Source organism: Vibrio sp. PID17_43 (assembly GCF_002608565.1).
Taxonomy (GTDB): Bacteria; Pseudomonadota; Gammaproteobacteria; order Enterobacterales; family Vibrionaceae; genus Vibrio.
Genome location: NZ_LIXM01000009.1, coordinates 20,667 through 36,224, shown reverse-complemented (window position 1 = coordinate 36,224; position 15,558 = coordinate 20,667). Strand labels below are relative to the sequence as shown.

Annotated in this window: 10 protein-coding genes and 3 pseudogenes; 8 read left to right on the top strand and 5 right to left on the bottom strand. The window is 46.7% G+C overall.

Going from position 1 to position 15,558, the window contains the following annotated elements; genetic code table 11:
* Positions 1–167: 167 nt before the first annotated feature.
* Positions 168–947 carry a class I SAM-dependent methyltransferase gene (locus tag AK965_RS08045; protein WP_099079124.1) on the bottom strand — a complete coding sequence of 260 codons (780 nt, stop codon included), beginning with the start codon at positions 945–947 and terminating at the stop codon, positions 168–170.
* Positions 948–1,129: 182 nt separating this feature from the next.
* On the opposite strand from AK965_RS08045, the gene asnC reads away from it, so the two are divergent.
* Positions 1,130–1,594, top strand: coding sequence for a transcriptional regulator AsnC (asnC, locus tag AK965_RS08040; protein WP_099079123.1), 465 nt, complete (start codon positions 1,130–1,132; stop codon positions 1,592–1,594).
* Between the two features lie 65 nt (positions 1,595–1,659).
* Here the strand turns inward: asnC and prlC are convergent, their stop codons facing one another.
* On the bottom strand, positions 1,660–3,702 hold the full coding sequence (gene prlC, locus AK965_RS08035) for an oligopeptidase A (protein WP_099079122.1): 2,043 nt from the start codon (positions 3,700–3,702) through the stop codon (positions 1,660–1,662).
* A gap of 407 nt (positions 3,703–4,109) precedes the next feature.
* On the opposite strand from prlC, the gene AK965_RS08030 reads away from it, so the two are divergent.
* Together AK965_RS08030 and gorA are read left to right on the top strand one after the other, a co-directional pair.
* Positions 4,110–4,949, top strand: a complete 840-nt coding sequence (locus AK965_RS08030) for a 23S rRNA (adenine(2030)-N(6))-methyltransferase RlmJ (RefSeq protein WP_099079121.1) — start codon at positions 4,110–4,112, stop codon at positions 4,947–4,949.
* Positions 4,950–5,264: 315 nt separating this feature from the next.
* Positions 5,265–6,620 (top strand): glutathione-disulfide reductase, encoded by a 1,356-nt coding sequence (gorA, locus tag AK965_RS08025; protein WP_099079120.1) that lies wholly within the window; start codon positions 5,265–5,267, stop codon positions 6,618–6,620.
* Between the two features lie 121 nt (positions 6,621–6,741).
* On the opposite strand, the gene AK965_RS08020 is transcribed toward gorA, so the two are convergent.
* The 3 genes and pseudogenes from AK965_RS08020 to AK965_RS20535 form a co-directional block, all read right to left on the bottom strand.
* Complete coding sequence (locus AK965_RS08020) at positions 6,742–7,353, bottom strand: bifunctional 4-hydroxy-2-oxoglutarate aldolase/2-dehydro-3-deoxy-phosphogluconate aldolase (RefSeq protein ID WP_005430025.1); 612 nt, start codon at positions 7,351–7,353, stop codon at positions 6,742–6,744.
* 9 nt (positions 7,354–7,362) lie between these two features.
* Positions 7,363–7,681, bottom strand: a pseudogene (locus AK965_RS08015) (GntP family permease); the annotation flags it as partial.
* Positions 7,682–7,684: 3 nt separating this feature from the next.
* Positions 7,685–7,810 (bottom strand): annotated as a pseudogene (locus AK965_RS20535) (LacI family DNA-binding transcriptional regulator); the annotation flags it as partial.
* 206 nt (positions 7,811–8,016) lie between these two features.
* Between AK965_RS20535 and AK965_RS08010 the strand changes: the two are divergent.
* The 5 genes and pseudogenes from AK965_RS08010 to AK965_RS07990 all read left to right on the top strand — a co-directional run bounded on the left by AK965_RS08010 (position 8,017) and on the right by AK965_RS07990 (position 15,481).
* Entirely contained in the window at positions 8,017–9,369 is a 1,353-nt protein-coding gene (locus AK965_RS08010) for a serine/threonine-protein kinase (protein WP_099079119.1), read from the top strand.
* A gap of 14 nt (positions 9,370–9,383) precedes the next feature.
* Entirely contained in the window at positions 9,384–10,856 is a 1,473-nt protein-coding gene (locus tag AK965_RS08005) for a chromosome partitioning protein ParA (protein ID WP_099079118.1), read from the top strand.
* Between the two features lie 2 nt (positions 10,857–10,858).
* A complete protein-coding gene (locus tag AK965_RS08000) occupies positions 10,859–11,431 on the top strand; it encodes a sigma-70 family RNA polymerase sigma factor (protein WP_099079117.1) in 573 nt (190 codons plus the stop codon).
* Between the two features lie 4 nt (positions 11,432–11,435).
* Positions 11,436–12,883: pseudogene (locus AK965_RS07995) on the top strand (hypothetical protein).
* Positions 12,884–13,129: 246 nt separating this feature from the next.
* Positions 13,130–15,481 (top strand): putative Ig domain-containing protein, encoded by a 2,352-nt coding sequence (locus AK965_RS07990; protein WP_099079116.1) that lies wholly within the window; start codon positions 13,130–13,132, stop codon positions 15,479–15,481.
* Positions 15,482–15,558: the final 77 nt, after the last annotated feature.

Sequence of the window (15,558 nt, the reverse complement as noted above, 5' to 3'; positions counted from 1 at the left end):
TCGCATCACACAAAGTGTAATAATAATGATTATTAATTAGATATACAGTCAGTATGTATAATTAGCAAGTGAAAACGGTGAGAAAAGTGATGAAACGAAGAGAGTCTCACAGCGCCCAAATTGAACGCTGTGATGAGATGTATTTAAGCGTCAGACAGTTAGATAACTTAGGCCATCGATGCCTTAACATACACATCGAAACGGTTCTTTTTGGTTTCGATCGCCATACTTGGTTTTTGCTCATTAAGCCAGCCAGCATAGTCCGGTCGCTTGACCACAACACGCTTACTTGCCAGTGCCATTGCTGGCGCTAACAAGCCATCAGCATCAAGATCGGCACCCACTAAAGATTGGAATACGCGCATCTCTTTCTTCACTAGGGCTGATTTCTTTTTGTTTTCTGGGTGTGGGTACATCGGATCAAGGTAGACCACATCTGGCTGCACAAATGCTTTATCTTGTGCGAGCTGCCCTAGCGCATCATGGCTAGAAGCGTGGATCAGCGACATGCGTTCTGATACCCAAGTACCGATTTCTGGATCTTGCTTCGCGCGCGCCAAACCATCATCAAGCAATGCGGCTACGACAGGATGACGTTCAACCATCTGCACCTTACAGCCCAAAGAGGCCAATACAAAGGCATCACGACCCAAACCCGCTGTACCATCCAACACGGTTGGGGTTGCGCCCTTATTCAAACCCGCCGCCTTTGCGATGGCTTGCCCTTTACCACCACCGAACTTACGGCGATGCCCCACTGCGCCACCAATCAAATCAACAAAAATCGCACCTAGTTTTGGCTCGTCCACTTTACGCAACTCTAAACGCTCAGTCGTTAGGACTAAGGCAAAATCACTATCATCAGTGTGAGAAAGCTGCCAACGCGCAGCGAGTTCATCAAGGTGAGACTGTTGAGATGGGTCTTCACAAATCAATTGCAGTTGCAAAAGGAGGCTCCAGTAAAATCGGTTTAACTGCCGCTGAGTGTATACCCAAATAACCTATAGATGCTAGGTTCCGCCAAATTGATTTCACCCGGTCATGCTCTTAACAAACAAGCGTGACTGTACGAAGTTCCGTCGATGCGTATAGAATGACCTTTGTCTCTCATCCTTATGGAACAATTTGTATGAATGTCAGCTTGCCTAAACTGGACGATCTCGACCGCGCAATTCTTAAGACTTTAATGGCCGACGCTCGAACGCCGTATGCGGAAATGGCAAAACAATTTGATGTTAGCCCGGCAACCATCCACGTTCGCATCGAGAAGATGAAAGCAGCCGACATCATCGAAGGGACAGAGGTAATCGTCAACACCAAAAAGCTCGGCTATGACGTATGCTGCTTTATCGGCATCAACCTCAATGCCGCGCGCGACTATCATTCGGCGCTAGAAAAACTCAATGCGCTCGATGAAGTGGTCGAAGCTTACTACACTACCGGCGCATACAATATTTTCGTCAAGCTGATGTGCCGGTCGATTGAAGAGCTGCAATTTGTCTTAATTGATAAACTGCAAGCGATCGACGAAGTGCAATCCACCGAGACCCTGATTTCGTTGCAAAACCCGATCAATCGCAACGTAAATCCATAAAACACTGAATCCAAGAACAAAAAATGGGCAGCCACGTGGCTGCCCATTTTCATTCTCAATCGAGATTACGCTGCGATACCAGAATGGCGCAGTAGCGCATCGATTTCTGGCTCACGACCACGGAAGCGCTTAAATAGCTCCATTGGTTCTTCACTGCCACCCATTTCTAGGATGTTGTTCAAGAAACTTAGACCGGTTTCTTTGTTGAAGATGCCTTCTTCTTCAAAGCGAGAGAACGCATCTGAAGACAACACCTCTGCCCATAGGTAGCTGTAGTAACCTGCACTGTAACCACCAGCAAAGATATGACCAAAGCTGTGAGAGAAACGCGCCCACTCAACGGCTGGTACAACCGCCACTTTCTCTTTCACTTCTGCCAAGGTTTCAAGCACACGAGCCCCCACTTCTGGATCGTATTCAGTGTGCAGAGTGAAGTCGAACAAACCGAACTCGAGCTGACGTAGGATGCCCATCGCCGACTGGAAGTTCTTCGCTGCTAGCATTTTATCTAGCATCGCTTTTGGTAATGGTTCACCGGTTTGGTAGTGACCAGAGATGAACGCAAGTGCATCTTCTTCCCAACACCAGTTTTCTAGGAACTGACTTGGCAGCTCAACGGCATCCCAAGGCACGCCGTTGATGCCAGATACTGCGCCTGTTTCTACTTGCGTCAGCATGTGGTGGATACCGTGACCAAACTCGTGGAACAACGTGACCACTTCATCATGCGTGAACAGTGCTGGCTTGTCGCCCACTGGACGGTTGAAGTTACACGTTAGGTACGCCACTGGCGTTTGTAGCTCACCTGATAGCGTCACGCGACGACCACGACAGTCATCCATCCACGCGCCGCCACGTTTGTGTTCACGTGCGTAAAGATCGAGGTAGAAGCTGCCGCGCAGTGCGCCTTCTGCATCAAAGATATCGAAGAAGCGTACTGATTCGTGCCATGTATCCACGTCTGAGCGTTCTTCTACTTTCATACCAAACACGCGGTTTAGCACTTCAAATAGCCCACTAACGGCTTTTGATTCAGGGAAATACGGACGTAGCTCTTCATCCGAAATTTGGAACAAGTGCTGCTTTTGCTTCTCACTGTAGTACGCGATGTCCCATACGTTTAGCTCGCTAACACCAAACTCAGCGTTAGCAAACTGGCGTAGCTCTTCGATTTCACGCTCACCTTGTGGCTTCGCTTTAGTAGCAAGATCGTTCAAGAAACCAAGCACTTGCGCTGGACTCTCTGCCATTTTGGTCGCCAATGACTTTTCGCTGAAGGTGTTAAAGCCTAGCATGCGCGCGATTTCATGACGCAGTTTTAGCTGCTCAGTGATGATTTCTGAGTTGTCCCATTTGCCTGCGTTTGGACCACGATCAGACGCACGAGTCACATACGCTTCGTACACTTCTTTACGTAGGTCTTGGTTGTCACAGTAGGTCATGACTGGCAGGTAAGATGGGATATCCAGCGTGATTAGGTAGCCATCGAGCTCTTTTGCTTCTGCCGCCGCTTTTGCTGCTGCTAGAGCCGATTCAGGCATACCCGCCAACTCTTTTTCATCAGTAATGTGCTTCGTCCACCCCATGGTCGCATCCAGCACATTATTGGAGAATTTTGAGCTCAGCTCAGACATGCGCTTGCTGATTTCACCGTAGCGATGCTGCTCATCAGCTGGCAAACCAATACCCGACAATTCAAAGTCACGTAACGCATCAGTAATGGTTTTTTGCTCTGCGCGAGTAAGAGAGGCAAAGTCGTCGCTCGCTTTGATCGCTTTATACGCTTCGTACAAGCCTTTGTGCTGACCAACCCAAGTACCATACTCAGACAGAATTGGTAGGCAGCTTTCGTACGCTTCACGTAGCGCTTCACTGTTCACGACTGAGTTCATGTGACCCACTGGTGACCAAATGCGGTTCAAGCGATCATCTGCTTCTTCAATCGGCGCAATCACGCTTGCCCAAGTTGGATTTGCGTTGCCTTTGAGTACCTCATCAACTTTGGTACGGCAATCTGCAATCGCCTGCTCCACTGCAGGTTTAATGTGTTCTGGTTTGATTTGCGAAAACGGAGGAAGATCCGTAAACGTAAGAAGTGGATTAGACATGAATAATTCCTTTTGTGTTTTGGCTCTGTAATTGCCTATCTATATTTATAGAGATAGGCCAACTCAATGCACAGGCAAGTCAACAACATGGATGGGGGATCTCCGTTCCCTTTTTCTATGCCGCGATGACCAAATGGGTCAAAGAGCGCTTACTCTGTCCTTGAGTCTTATAGATTTCGTCATGTCATAAGAGAATATGTCACTCAAACACAACGCGTTTTAGTATCGTTACAAGTAACTAAATATGGGTAGCATAATGAAATTTCAATGCTACTCCCGCACCAACGGTGTTTCATTTACGTTGAATTGAACGGAAGTTCTACATATTCGAGTTACTTGAGTATAATACCTCCATAAATCGAAAATCACAGACCACACTCACTCAAAGAGTGTTTCGAGAGTTTAATTTGTTAAGTTACCGCCATAGCTTCCACGCTGGCAACCATGCTGACGTGGTAAAACACATCGTTCAAAGCCTCATTCTTGATGCGCTGAAACAAAAAGAGACACCATTTGTTTATCACGATACCCACTCGGGTGTGGGACGCTACGATCTGACTCACGAATGGTCTGAAAAAACAGGTGAATACAAACAAGGCATCGCGCGTATTTGGGATAATCCAAACATTCCAGAAGACATCGCCAGCTACATCGATTCAATCAAAGCGTTGAACAACGGTGAGAAACTGCGTTACTACCCAGGCTCACCACGCGTAGCACGTGCACAGATCCGCCCTCAAGACCGCATGGTGCTGACAGAACTGCACCCAGCCGATCACCCGTTGCTAGAGCAAGAGTTCCACCGCGATCGCCAAGTAAGCATCTACAAAGAAGATGGTTTTAAGCGTCTGAAAGGCAGTCTGCCACCGCAAGAGCGTCGTGGTTTGGTGTTGATTGACCCACCCTACGAGCTGGCCAAAGAGTACCGCGATGTGGTGCAGGCGATTTACCAAAGCCACAAACGTTGGGCGACGGGCATTTACGCCATTTGGTACCCAGTGGTAAACCGTTGCGACATCGAAGACATGATTGAAGGTTTAGAAGGTCTTGGCATCCGTAAGATCTTGCAAATCGAACTTGGCGTATCACCAGACACCAATGAGCGTGGCATGACCGCATCCGGCATGATCGTGATTAACCCACCGTGGAAACTGGAAAGCCAGATGAAAGAAATTCTGCCATTCCTGCAAGAAGCGATCGCACCAGCAACGGGACACTGGAAAGTCGACTGGATAGTTCCAGAGTAAATACCTCTGCTCTTTAGGCTTTTAAACGCAACGATTTCATCGTTGCGTTTTTTTTGATTTTTCGTTCATTTTGCATTCCCAAATACTCGCTTTATTCCGCTTTAGTACCCTTTCATCGCTATTTGTCATAAGCAATGTCACTTTTTCCCATTTAGGAAATTACTAGACTCGATTTATGATAGGGACAACGGATCCTGCCCAAGTGACTTCAACAAACTTGGGCAGGTAACAATTCATGTCGGGATGTTGAGTTCATCACCCACCACCCCAATGTAGTTGTTGTCAGACAAAATTAATAAGCTTTTGGAGAAAGTAATGGCGACTCATTTTGATTATATCTGTATCGGCGGCGGCAGCGGCGGCATCGCATCAGCAAATCGTGCGGCAATGTACGGTGCTAAAGTAGCGCTTATCGAAGCTCAAGACCTTGGCGGTACCTGCGTAAACGTTGGTTGTGTGCCAAAGAAAGTGATGTGGCACGGCGCGCAGGTTGCAGAAGCAATGAACCTGTACGCAGAAGACTACGGTTTTGATGTAGATGTAAAAGGTTTCGACTGGAGCAAACTGGTTGAGAGTCGTCAGGCTTACATTGGTCGTATCCACCAATCTTACGATCGCGTTCTTGGCAACAACAAGGTAAACGTTATCAAAGGCTTTGCTAAGTTTGTTGACGAGAAAACGGTAGAAGTAAACGGTGAACACTACACCGCAGATCACATCCTGATCGCAGTGGGTGGTCGTCCAACGATTCCAAACATCCCAGGCGCAGAATACGGCATCGATTCAAACGGCTTCTTCGAGCTAGCTGAGCAACCAAAACGCGTTGCAGTTATTGGCGCAGGTTACATCGCGGTTGAAATCGCTGGCGTTCTGCATGCACTTGGTACAGAAACGCACCTATTCTGCCGTAAAGAATCACCACTACGTAGCTTCGATCCAATGATCATCGAAACGCTAGTAGAAGTGATGGAAGCGGAAGGCCCAACGCTACACACCCACTCTGTTCCAAAAGAAGTGGTAAAAGAAGCAGACGGCAGCCTAACTCTGCACCTAGAAAATGGTGAAAGCCAAAACGTTGATACCCTAATTTGGGCAATCGGTCGTCACCCAGCGACTGACGCCATCAACCTAGCATCAACTGGCGTTGCAACGAACGACCGCGGCTACATCAAGGTAGACGAATACCAAGAAACGAACGTGAAAGGCATCTATTGTGTCGGTGACATCATGGAAGGCGGTATCGAGCTAACACCTGTGGCTGTTAAAGCGGGTCGTCAACTTTCTGAGCGTCTGTTCAACAACAAACCAAACGCGAAGATGGATTACGATTTGGTTCCAACCGTGGTATTCAGCCACCCACCAATCGGCACTATCGGTCTAACGACTCAAGAAGCAGAAGAGAAGTACGGCAAAGACAACGTCAAAGTCTACACGTCTGGCTTCACTGCGATGTACACCGCGGTCACTAAGCACCGTCAACCATGTAAGATGAAGCTAGTATGTGCTGGCGAAGAAGAGACGGTAGTTGGTCTACATGGCATCGGCTTTACCGTTGATGAAATGATTCAAGGCTTCGGCGTAGCAATGAAGATGGGCGCAACCAAAGCAGATTTCGACTCTGTTGTGGCTATCCACCCAACGGGCTCAGAAGAATTCGTAACCATGCGTTAATCACGCGCGAATCGCTTTGCGGATTTAATCAGATAAACAAAAGGGTCATCAATGACTTGATGACCCTTTTTCTATTCACGTTTTCCAACGTTTGGGGGTGTTTCGGAGCTGTTTGCGCGTTTTACTTAACTGCGCGAACCAATTCAGCAATACCTTCCCAATCGCCATTGTCCATCATTGCCGTTGGCACCATCCAAGTACCGCCACAAGCGACAACGGATTTCAGCGCTAGGTAATCTTCCACATTAGATGGGCTGACGCCACCCGTTGGCATGAACTCCACTGGATAAACCGCAGTCAGTGCTTTAAGCATGTTTACGCCACCTGATGGTTCTGCAGGGAAGAATTTTAGGGTACGTAGACCCATTTCCATCGCTTGCTCAACCAAGCTTGGGTTATTCACACCCGGAACGATAGTGACATTGCGTTGCTGACAGTATTTCACTGTGGTTGGGTTGAAACCCGGGCTCACGATGAAGTCCACACCCGCTTCAATCGCGATGTCCACTTGCTCTGTTGTCAGTACGGTACCAGCACCGATCAGCAGCTCTGGGTACGCTTCACGCATGATGCGGATCGACTCAGCCGCCGCTTCAGTGCGGAATGTTACTTCCGCACATGGTAAACCGTTTTCTACCAACACTTTTGCCAGTGGCAGAGCGTGTGCTACATCGTTGATTGCGATAACTGGGACGATTTTGATTTCTCTTAATCGTTGTTCAAGTGTTGTCATGGGTAACCTCTAAAGAGTAAAGCATAATGTTGCTACGATAATAAATGCGATACCACCAAGTAAAGTTTCCATTATCGTCCAAGTTTTTAGCGTGATCTTCTCATCCATATTTAGTAAACGAGATACTAGCCAGAAACCAGAGTCGTTAAAGTGAGAAAGTACCGTCGCACCGCCTGCGAACGCAATAACGATAAAACTAGGTCTCACTCAAACCCGTTGTTACTGCTACCACTGGCGCGATAAGTGCTGCGGTAGTGGTTAGCGCTACGGTTGCAGAGCCTTGAGCCACACATAGACAGGTAGAGATAACAAACGCAGCTACGATCACCTCAGCGATCTTTATTCGAGTCTTTTTGGCTACCGATTCTGGATTACGCATATAGCAAGAAACCGTCATCTTCGTTACGCCAACCTTATCGACTATATCCTGTAGTGTTTTTTTGTTTTGTTGAACCACTATTTAATTTGTCATCCTTAATGTTACGAGTAACATCATGAATACTTGCCTGCCCTCCGACAAGCCATCACTCATCGCAATCGGCATCAAAATGCAACAGATCATCCATTAAAAAGTGACACAACTATCAATAATAGAAAAGAACTGATATTTGATAAATATTTGAAATACAATACCAAATTCAAATAGTTTGGAAATGAAACAAAGTGCAGTCCGCATCTAGCGAAACCCAGATTTACTATCACCTGCTTGAGCTGGACGACTCTCAGAAGCAGCAATATCTCGATAATCTGCGTCTAACTCAGCCGGATCTCTATCGCCAAATAACACCTCTTTTGGTCAGTGATACGGCGGATGAACAACTGACCCAACTGCTAGGCTTCGGCGCGCATCAGGCCACTAACCAAGAGGTCGATCTTCGTGGTGAGATTGTCAGTAAATACCGTCTGACCCATGAGTTGGGACGCGGAGGCATGGGTGTGGTTTATGCGGCACAACGTGCTGACGAGACGTTTGAACAAGACCTAGCGATCAAGTTCATCCAAGCCAATCTCAGTAATGTTTTGGACAAACGCGCACTGTTTGATGAAGCTCAACTACTGGCGCGCTTAAACCATCCTTATATTGCAAAGGTATTTGATGGCGGCCTGCATGACGATTCCGTTTATATTGTGATGGAACGGGTATTTGGCCAAACCTTGGACGCTTACCTGAACGCCCCCCCCATGGAAGAGGATGACAAATTGCTGCTGTTTAAGCAGATTTGTCAGGCAATGGAACACGCCCACCAGCATCAAGTTCTACATGCGGACCTCAAACCAGAAAACATCCTGATTGATCGCAATAAACGGCCAAAGTTGATCGATTTCAATCTGACACAAAAGGTGCAATCTGGCCATCACGAGTTACATTCGACATTGATCGCCTTTAGTGAGAAGTATGCCAGTCCAGAACAACAAGAGGGGCAATTTCTGACCGAACAAAGCGACGTGTATTCGCTAGGTAAGATTTTAGCATTAATGTTCCCGAACCCTGCGGTTTGGTCAGACATTTACTGGATAACAAGACGGGCAACACAAAGTAACCCTAAGCAACGCTACATTAATGTGCGCGCCCTGAGAAAAGATATCGAAAGTGTTCTAGAACGCCACCCGATTGAACAAAAAAGGCACTGGCCTCTCTACAGCATGTTTCGCCTAGTACAGCGCCGGCCATTACCTTCCGTGCTGTCGACAATTATCGTGGTCTCAGGACTATTGTTTGCCACCACCTTGATCCAAAAAAATATACAACTGCAGCAAGAGAAAAAGATTGCAGAGAACATGATGTACGAAGTGACCCGACTCATTTTCCATGCCAAGGGGAGCAATGTCGAACACATGTCGGTCAGTGCCATGATGGAACTGACACGTCGGCGGATTCTGTCTAACCCAGATATTCCCAAACATATAAAACAAAAAATGTTGTTGGCGATGATGACACCGGTGCCAGAGAAGCACGTAACAAAAACGATCAGTTGTCAGCCAAACTGTTCCTCTACGGGGCACACCAACGAATAAGGCTTAAAACTACGATGCACACACGTTCAGTGGCTTTTTGGCTATCTGCGTTAGCGATGGCCCCTGCTTGGGCGACGTCTACTTCTGCTGGTTCTGCAACAGAAGCGGTCGAACCTACGCTCAAACAAGGCTTTTTCATCGATTCTCCGGTGACTGGCCTGTATTACAAAACCAGCTCAAATCTCTCAGGTTACACCCAGAAAGGCGCATTTCAATATCGCCCAGGTGATGTAGTGAGCTTTTTTCTTGGTAGTGATGACAAAGGCTACTTACTGACAACACTTTCTGGCCAAGAAGTCGTCACTCCAACGATGGCGACAACAAAACCCAGTCGCAGTATCAACATGACGCGCTTACTGCTGTCTCTTGATAGCACACCAGAAAATCGACAAGAGATCGTGCTCGCCAACAAGGTTCTCTCGGATCCCAACTTCCAAGCGCAACTCAAGCGCCTCGACCTCAACTTTCTAGATGACGCTAAACAACAACTCAATTTGAATTGGGTTTCGGTACAAGAAGCGGTCGAACACCTCAATGAAAGCCAACGCTACATCGAGAGGAACTTTGCCTCAGATGAAATCATTTTTGAGCCTCGTGATGTGCGCTTTAAGAACATCATCAAGAAGAAGGATTGGCAAGGTCGCGCCTGTGCGTTCGATATCCGTTATCAGCACCATCCCCGCTATCGCCCACCAATCGGTGAGGTCAACTTCACCATCACTGAAGAAAACCTGATCCAGCACCCAAGCGTGGGGGACTATTTCCAAGGCTGTTTCTTAGCACTCAATCAAAGCGTCACCGAAGACATTATCGAACCAATTGAAAAGTTCTCAGAGTGGGAGAGCTTTGTCGGCTGCGCGGATACAGGTTGCACCCGCAATGACCTAAATGGCTTCTCGCTGGAAGATTATGATGATGAAGGCGACTGGAAATATCGCTCGGTCGCACTCAACTTCGATCCAAATACCCAACTGTTGATGGAAAAAGTGCAAGGTTTGGGACCAAATGAACACGTTAAACACCACAACCGCACTGAAATGCTGTGGTTTACCTATCCTGACTCCGTCGATAACCAAATTGCCTACCAAGGTGTGTGGCAGCAAACTCAATACCTACAAGACTCGATGAAGCAATCGTGTCTTCTAATGCGCCATAACCAAGTGTTGCGTTTACCTGTCGATGCCGTTAAATGCCCCACAGATACCAGCCTATACACCCAAGACGTCACTAACGAATACTTAGACATGTGGTGGGTCAACAACGATCAGAAAAACGCCGAATTAGCACAGATGAACGTGATGGTTCGCTGGTCACCCGCCCCTTCAGAAATCAACTACACCACGTGGGAATACCTACCAGCAGGCAAAGCGTGGGAGCAAGGCATTTTGTATCGTTACCAGCAAGACATCAGTCGTAATCGCGATGGCTCTGATCGTATCGAAACCCATTCTATCTCTGAGTTTGTAAAGGTAAGTGAGGACGTATAGCCATGGCTTCTAAATCTACCCTGACGCAAATCATCCAGCAGTGGCAAGCCGGCGATAAACAGGCGGAAAGTGAGTTGTACCAATTCGCTTACCTACAGCTGCGTAAAATCGCCCAACAGGAACGTGAACGCAACGAAGAGAAATACGGCACCGACAACAAGGTGCTGTCAGACAGCGTAAACAGCACCACGGTGCTCATTCATGATGCTTATTTGAAAATGTCTAACTGCGACATGAGTGAGATTGAAACCAAGCGCGATTTCTTCTTAATGGCAGCCAAAGTGATGCGCCAAATTTTGATCGACAACGCACGCGCACATCAAGCACAGAAGCGCAAACACATCACCTTGATGAGAGAGGAAGAAGATCGCTTCGAGCAACTGATAATCATGGATAAAGCCCTCGATAGCTTTAGTGTGCGCTACCCGCGTCAGTCTAACGCTTTGAAGCTCAAATACTTGATGGGCATGAAAAACCAAGAGATCTGTGAACTGCTGGAATGTAGCGCCAGTTTGATTGAAAAAGACTTAAAGTTCTCACGCAGTTGGCTGCACTCAAGAATGGCGTACGCATAACATCATGACGAAAAAATACTGGATTGCAGGCATACTAGGTATCTGCTTGATAGCAAGCTACTGGCTTTCAGATGAACAAACGACAGCTGTCGCTGCCAATATCAAACCTGCACAAAATAGTACTGATAAGAAAGACGCCGCTCATGGTGAGCGCACTTCTTTGATTGAAGTAAAACAAGCTTTAACCTCGTCAGCACTAGAGCGGAGCAACGATCTCGCCTTTGAAAAAGCCCTCGAATCAACCTTGTCAGAGCATACTGAACAGGTTCCAGATGCTTTGGGATCATCGATGGTCAATGACTCCGGAAGCCTGACTCAAACCTACGTCAGCAACAACCCAAACCATGATTCGACAGACAACGGCAAACCGATCATTAACCTTGCGGTAGAACAGCAGCTTCAAACCATCATCTTTGGTTGGAAAACGCCAACGGGTTAAGTGTCCTTAATCAAGGACAAATCATGCTGCAAGGCGCACCAAAAGCCTTCAACCAAACCACCTTTCTGGCCGTATCAGCTCGTGATGACCACCACGGGACAGAAGACCATGCTTGGGTGACAACACGTTTTGAGCTACCAGCAGTAATCGAAGAGCAAAATGATACCGAGCACCCTCTCATCGATGGCCTTGTGTATCGCTTGGAAACCACAACCTTACTTGGTGGGAAAAGATACGCCTATGAAGTGGTGTACTGTGAGGCATTCAAATTTGCCGAAGAAGAAGTCTTCTATGCAGCGGCCAACAACAAAACCCATTGCCCTGAAGAGCATGAATTAAAGAAAGTCGGTCAGTATCAGATCAGCGATAAATCATTGGTAGTGAGAGCAAACGACTCACAACAAATCTGGACAACCAAAAAGGTCTACACCTCACGCGTACACAAAGAAACCGAAAACTACTTCATCACCGTTTTCGACAATAACCGCTTCGAAAGCTACACCATGCAGAAGAACAAACGATCAATGGAAGAACGTTTGAACGTCAATACTGGCAAAGAGCTGTATCAATCCGCCCGATTTGATCTGCTCATTCCGACTGCCGGTGGCTATCGCCATGCGCTTGCTGGTAACTATATTTTTGACCGACGCTTCGCTCAAGGTAATGAGTATTACGACGGTTTCGACTCAGATCTTAACATAGTCACGTCTAATAGCGACTTATTTGCTCATGAATTCTGTCAGTTTTGGGACACCTCAATCATCGCAGGTGAAGGGATGTTTAGCGATGTGATTTCTTACTCCAACAATACCTATTGCGCGACTGCACCTAAACCGTCGGCATACGCTTATGTCTATTTCAACAACGATTACCATGCCAATGACGTTTTTCTTCAAGGAGAAGCTTACAGCTACATCTTGCGCCCACTTCCTCAATACGCCAATAGCGTAGAGGAGTTGAAAATGAATGTGATTTATCACGACCCTATTGGTACAAAAACCACGCAAAACTGAGCAAAGAATCAGAATAAGTAGTTGTATTACATAATGACCTCCTCAAATCGCCATTTAAACCACTAATCAACGCCACAAAAAATATTCAAAGTTTTTTTTACGGCTTTTTTGCGGCTTTTCGTGTCTTGAAACCGCTTCCAAAACCGATTTAAAATGCGCTGCCTTTTCAATCTCACTAGTGAGATTGAGAGATAAAACGATAACAAGCAACTTTCTCATTTGGAAACGAAACAAGGATAAAGAATAATGAATAAGGTGAGTTTACTCGCAGCGTCAGTGGCTATTGCTCTTACAGGCTGTGGTGGTTCAGATGATGGTTCAAAACCGGTTGAAGCTCGTGGTATTGTAATTACAGCAATTGATGGCTACCTACACAACGCAGAAATTTGGGTTGATAAAGATGGTAACCTTGCAAACGGCTGTGAGCTCAATACAGAGATCGTGACTAACGAAGACGGTAAAGCGACAATCAGTAAAGCCGACTTTGCTGGTATGAATGTATGTATCAAAGCGGTTGCTGGTAAAACCATCGATAACGATCGCGGCCTGGTTGCAAAAGGTTTCGATCTAGCTTCTCCAGCAAGTGAAGGCAACAACATTATTGTGAACCCAATGACCAATATGGTTATTGAGCAAATGAGCGCAAACAGTGAACTGACACAAGAACAGGCAGAGGAAAAAGTCGTAGCTTCAATCTCCACGTCAATTACTGGTGCAGACTCTGCGATGATTTTCGGTGATTACCTTGCTAACTCATCTAATGAAGCAAAAGCACTAAAAGTTATCGGTGAAACACTGGTTGACAATAATGAGCTAGATATAGAAACGCAACTAGCAATTTCAACTGAAGTTGCAACTGAAACAAGCAACATTATTGAAAACTCACCTGAAGATCTAGACAACTACGCACCCGTTGTTGACGTAACAGATGGTGTCGTTACAGTTAAACCAAACAGTCGCCCAGTTGCAAGCACGATAGCTCCAGTTGAGATGATCTTCGGTGACGCATGGCAGACTATCGACGTGACGGACAAGTTCAGCGACGTAGATGGCGATAAGCTAACCTACAGCATGATCGAGCTAAAAGGTAACAGCAACGGTCTTCGCATTGATGCGAACACAGGCGTGATCTCTGGCACTCCTAGCAAAGCGGGCCAATTCCTATACCAAGTGTTCGCAGAAGATGAACACGGCTCACTGTCATACCCTACTAACTTACAAGTAACCATCACCACACCAAACTCAGCGCCAACGGTTGAGCAAAGTGTTGAATCAATCCTGAAAGACACCTTTGCTGAAGAGCGCTTCACCCAAGGTCAAGAGATCGTCGGCGCTGTGTACGATGTGACTGGCCTATTTAAAGACGCAGATGGTGACAAATTAACCTATGGCGTTGCTGGTGCGCCAGCGGGCGTTAACGTTACGCTAACGGCAGATGAGCTGATGATCACGGGTACCCCTTCCACATCCGGCAGCTTCACCATCACGCTTTCAGCAACCGACGGAGTTCACGAGCAAGCGGCTGAAACCACGATCACTCTGACCGTTGAAGAAGCAAAAGTACCAAGCTTCGGCTTTAATGAAGCCAAACGGATCACGCTAGAAAGTGAAATCAAAACCAAACTGGGTGAGTTGACGCAAAACCAACCAATCACACCAGTAACGCTTGAGACCACACTGCAAGACATCTTCCCTGCGCAAAACATCAACATCCCAGTTGAATACTTTGCGGGTATGAACACATCCAACAGCGATCATCAAACTTCAATTGATGGTATCCGTGTGGATGTCACTGACGAAGGTGTTTTATCGCTAAGTGGTACACCAACACAAGCAAGCGAGAACGGCGTGTTCTACATCGCAGCTGGTATCTACGTAGACCAAGCGGATGAAGTGGTTTCATCAATGGAGCAAGTTAAGCTTCCAGTGGTGAAAGCCGATGAAACGCAGCCATCAAATACCCTAACAAGCTTCCTTGTTAACGGTAAACTGCCTGAATATGTCGCGAGTATGAACGAAGCTCTGTTCAATTCGGACGGTGGTGTTGAAATGTTCGCTGGTGATTACTCATACGACGACAAAGACACTAAGATTGAAGATAACAAAATCGTTCATCCCGAAGGCTACGATGAGTTTTTATACATCGGTAACAACAACAACTTAGCGGTTGCTTATGCTGCAACAGGAGCTCAGGATCTGATTGTTTGGTCTCATGATGACATCGACCACGCTGCACCTGCACAGGCCGTTCCTGACAGGCTAAAATCTGGAGAGTGGATTTACCTCATGGACGACGCTGGATCTAATAACTATAGCCCTGACATGTTAGCTCAAACGTTGAACATTGATAACAAAACATGGAACGATGGCTCGGCAAGTGGTGATATAACCATCACCTACAATCAAGGCAACACAATCACCTACAAATTCCATTTAACGGATATGACGTTCGAAGAGACTTGTAAAGTGTTATCAAGTGATGAGAAATTAATTGCGATGAGTTGCCAATGGATGCACGATGGTGGAGACGGTCTGAAGACGAATTACCGCCTCTTCACACAGGATCAAGCTTTGGCTTCAGAATTACTCAACCCTTAGTGATATTAAGGCGATACGCCTTTTTAACTGAGTGAAACTATCTTTCTTAAAGAGCTCGCCATGCGAGCTCTTTTTAT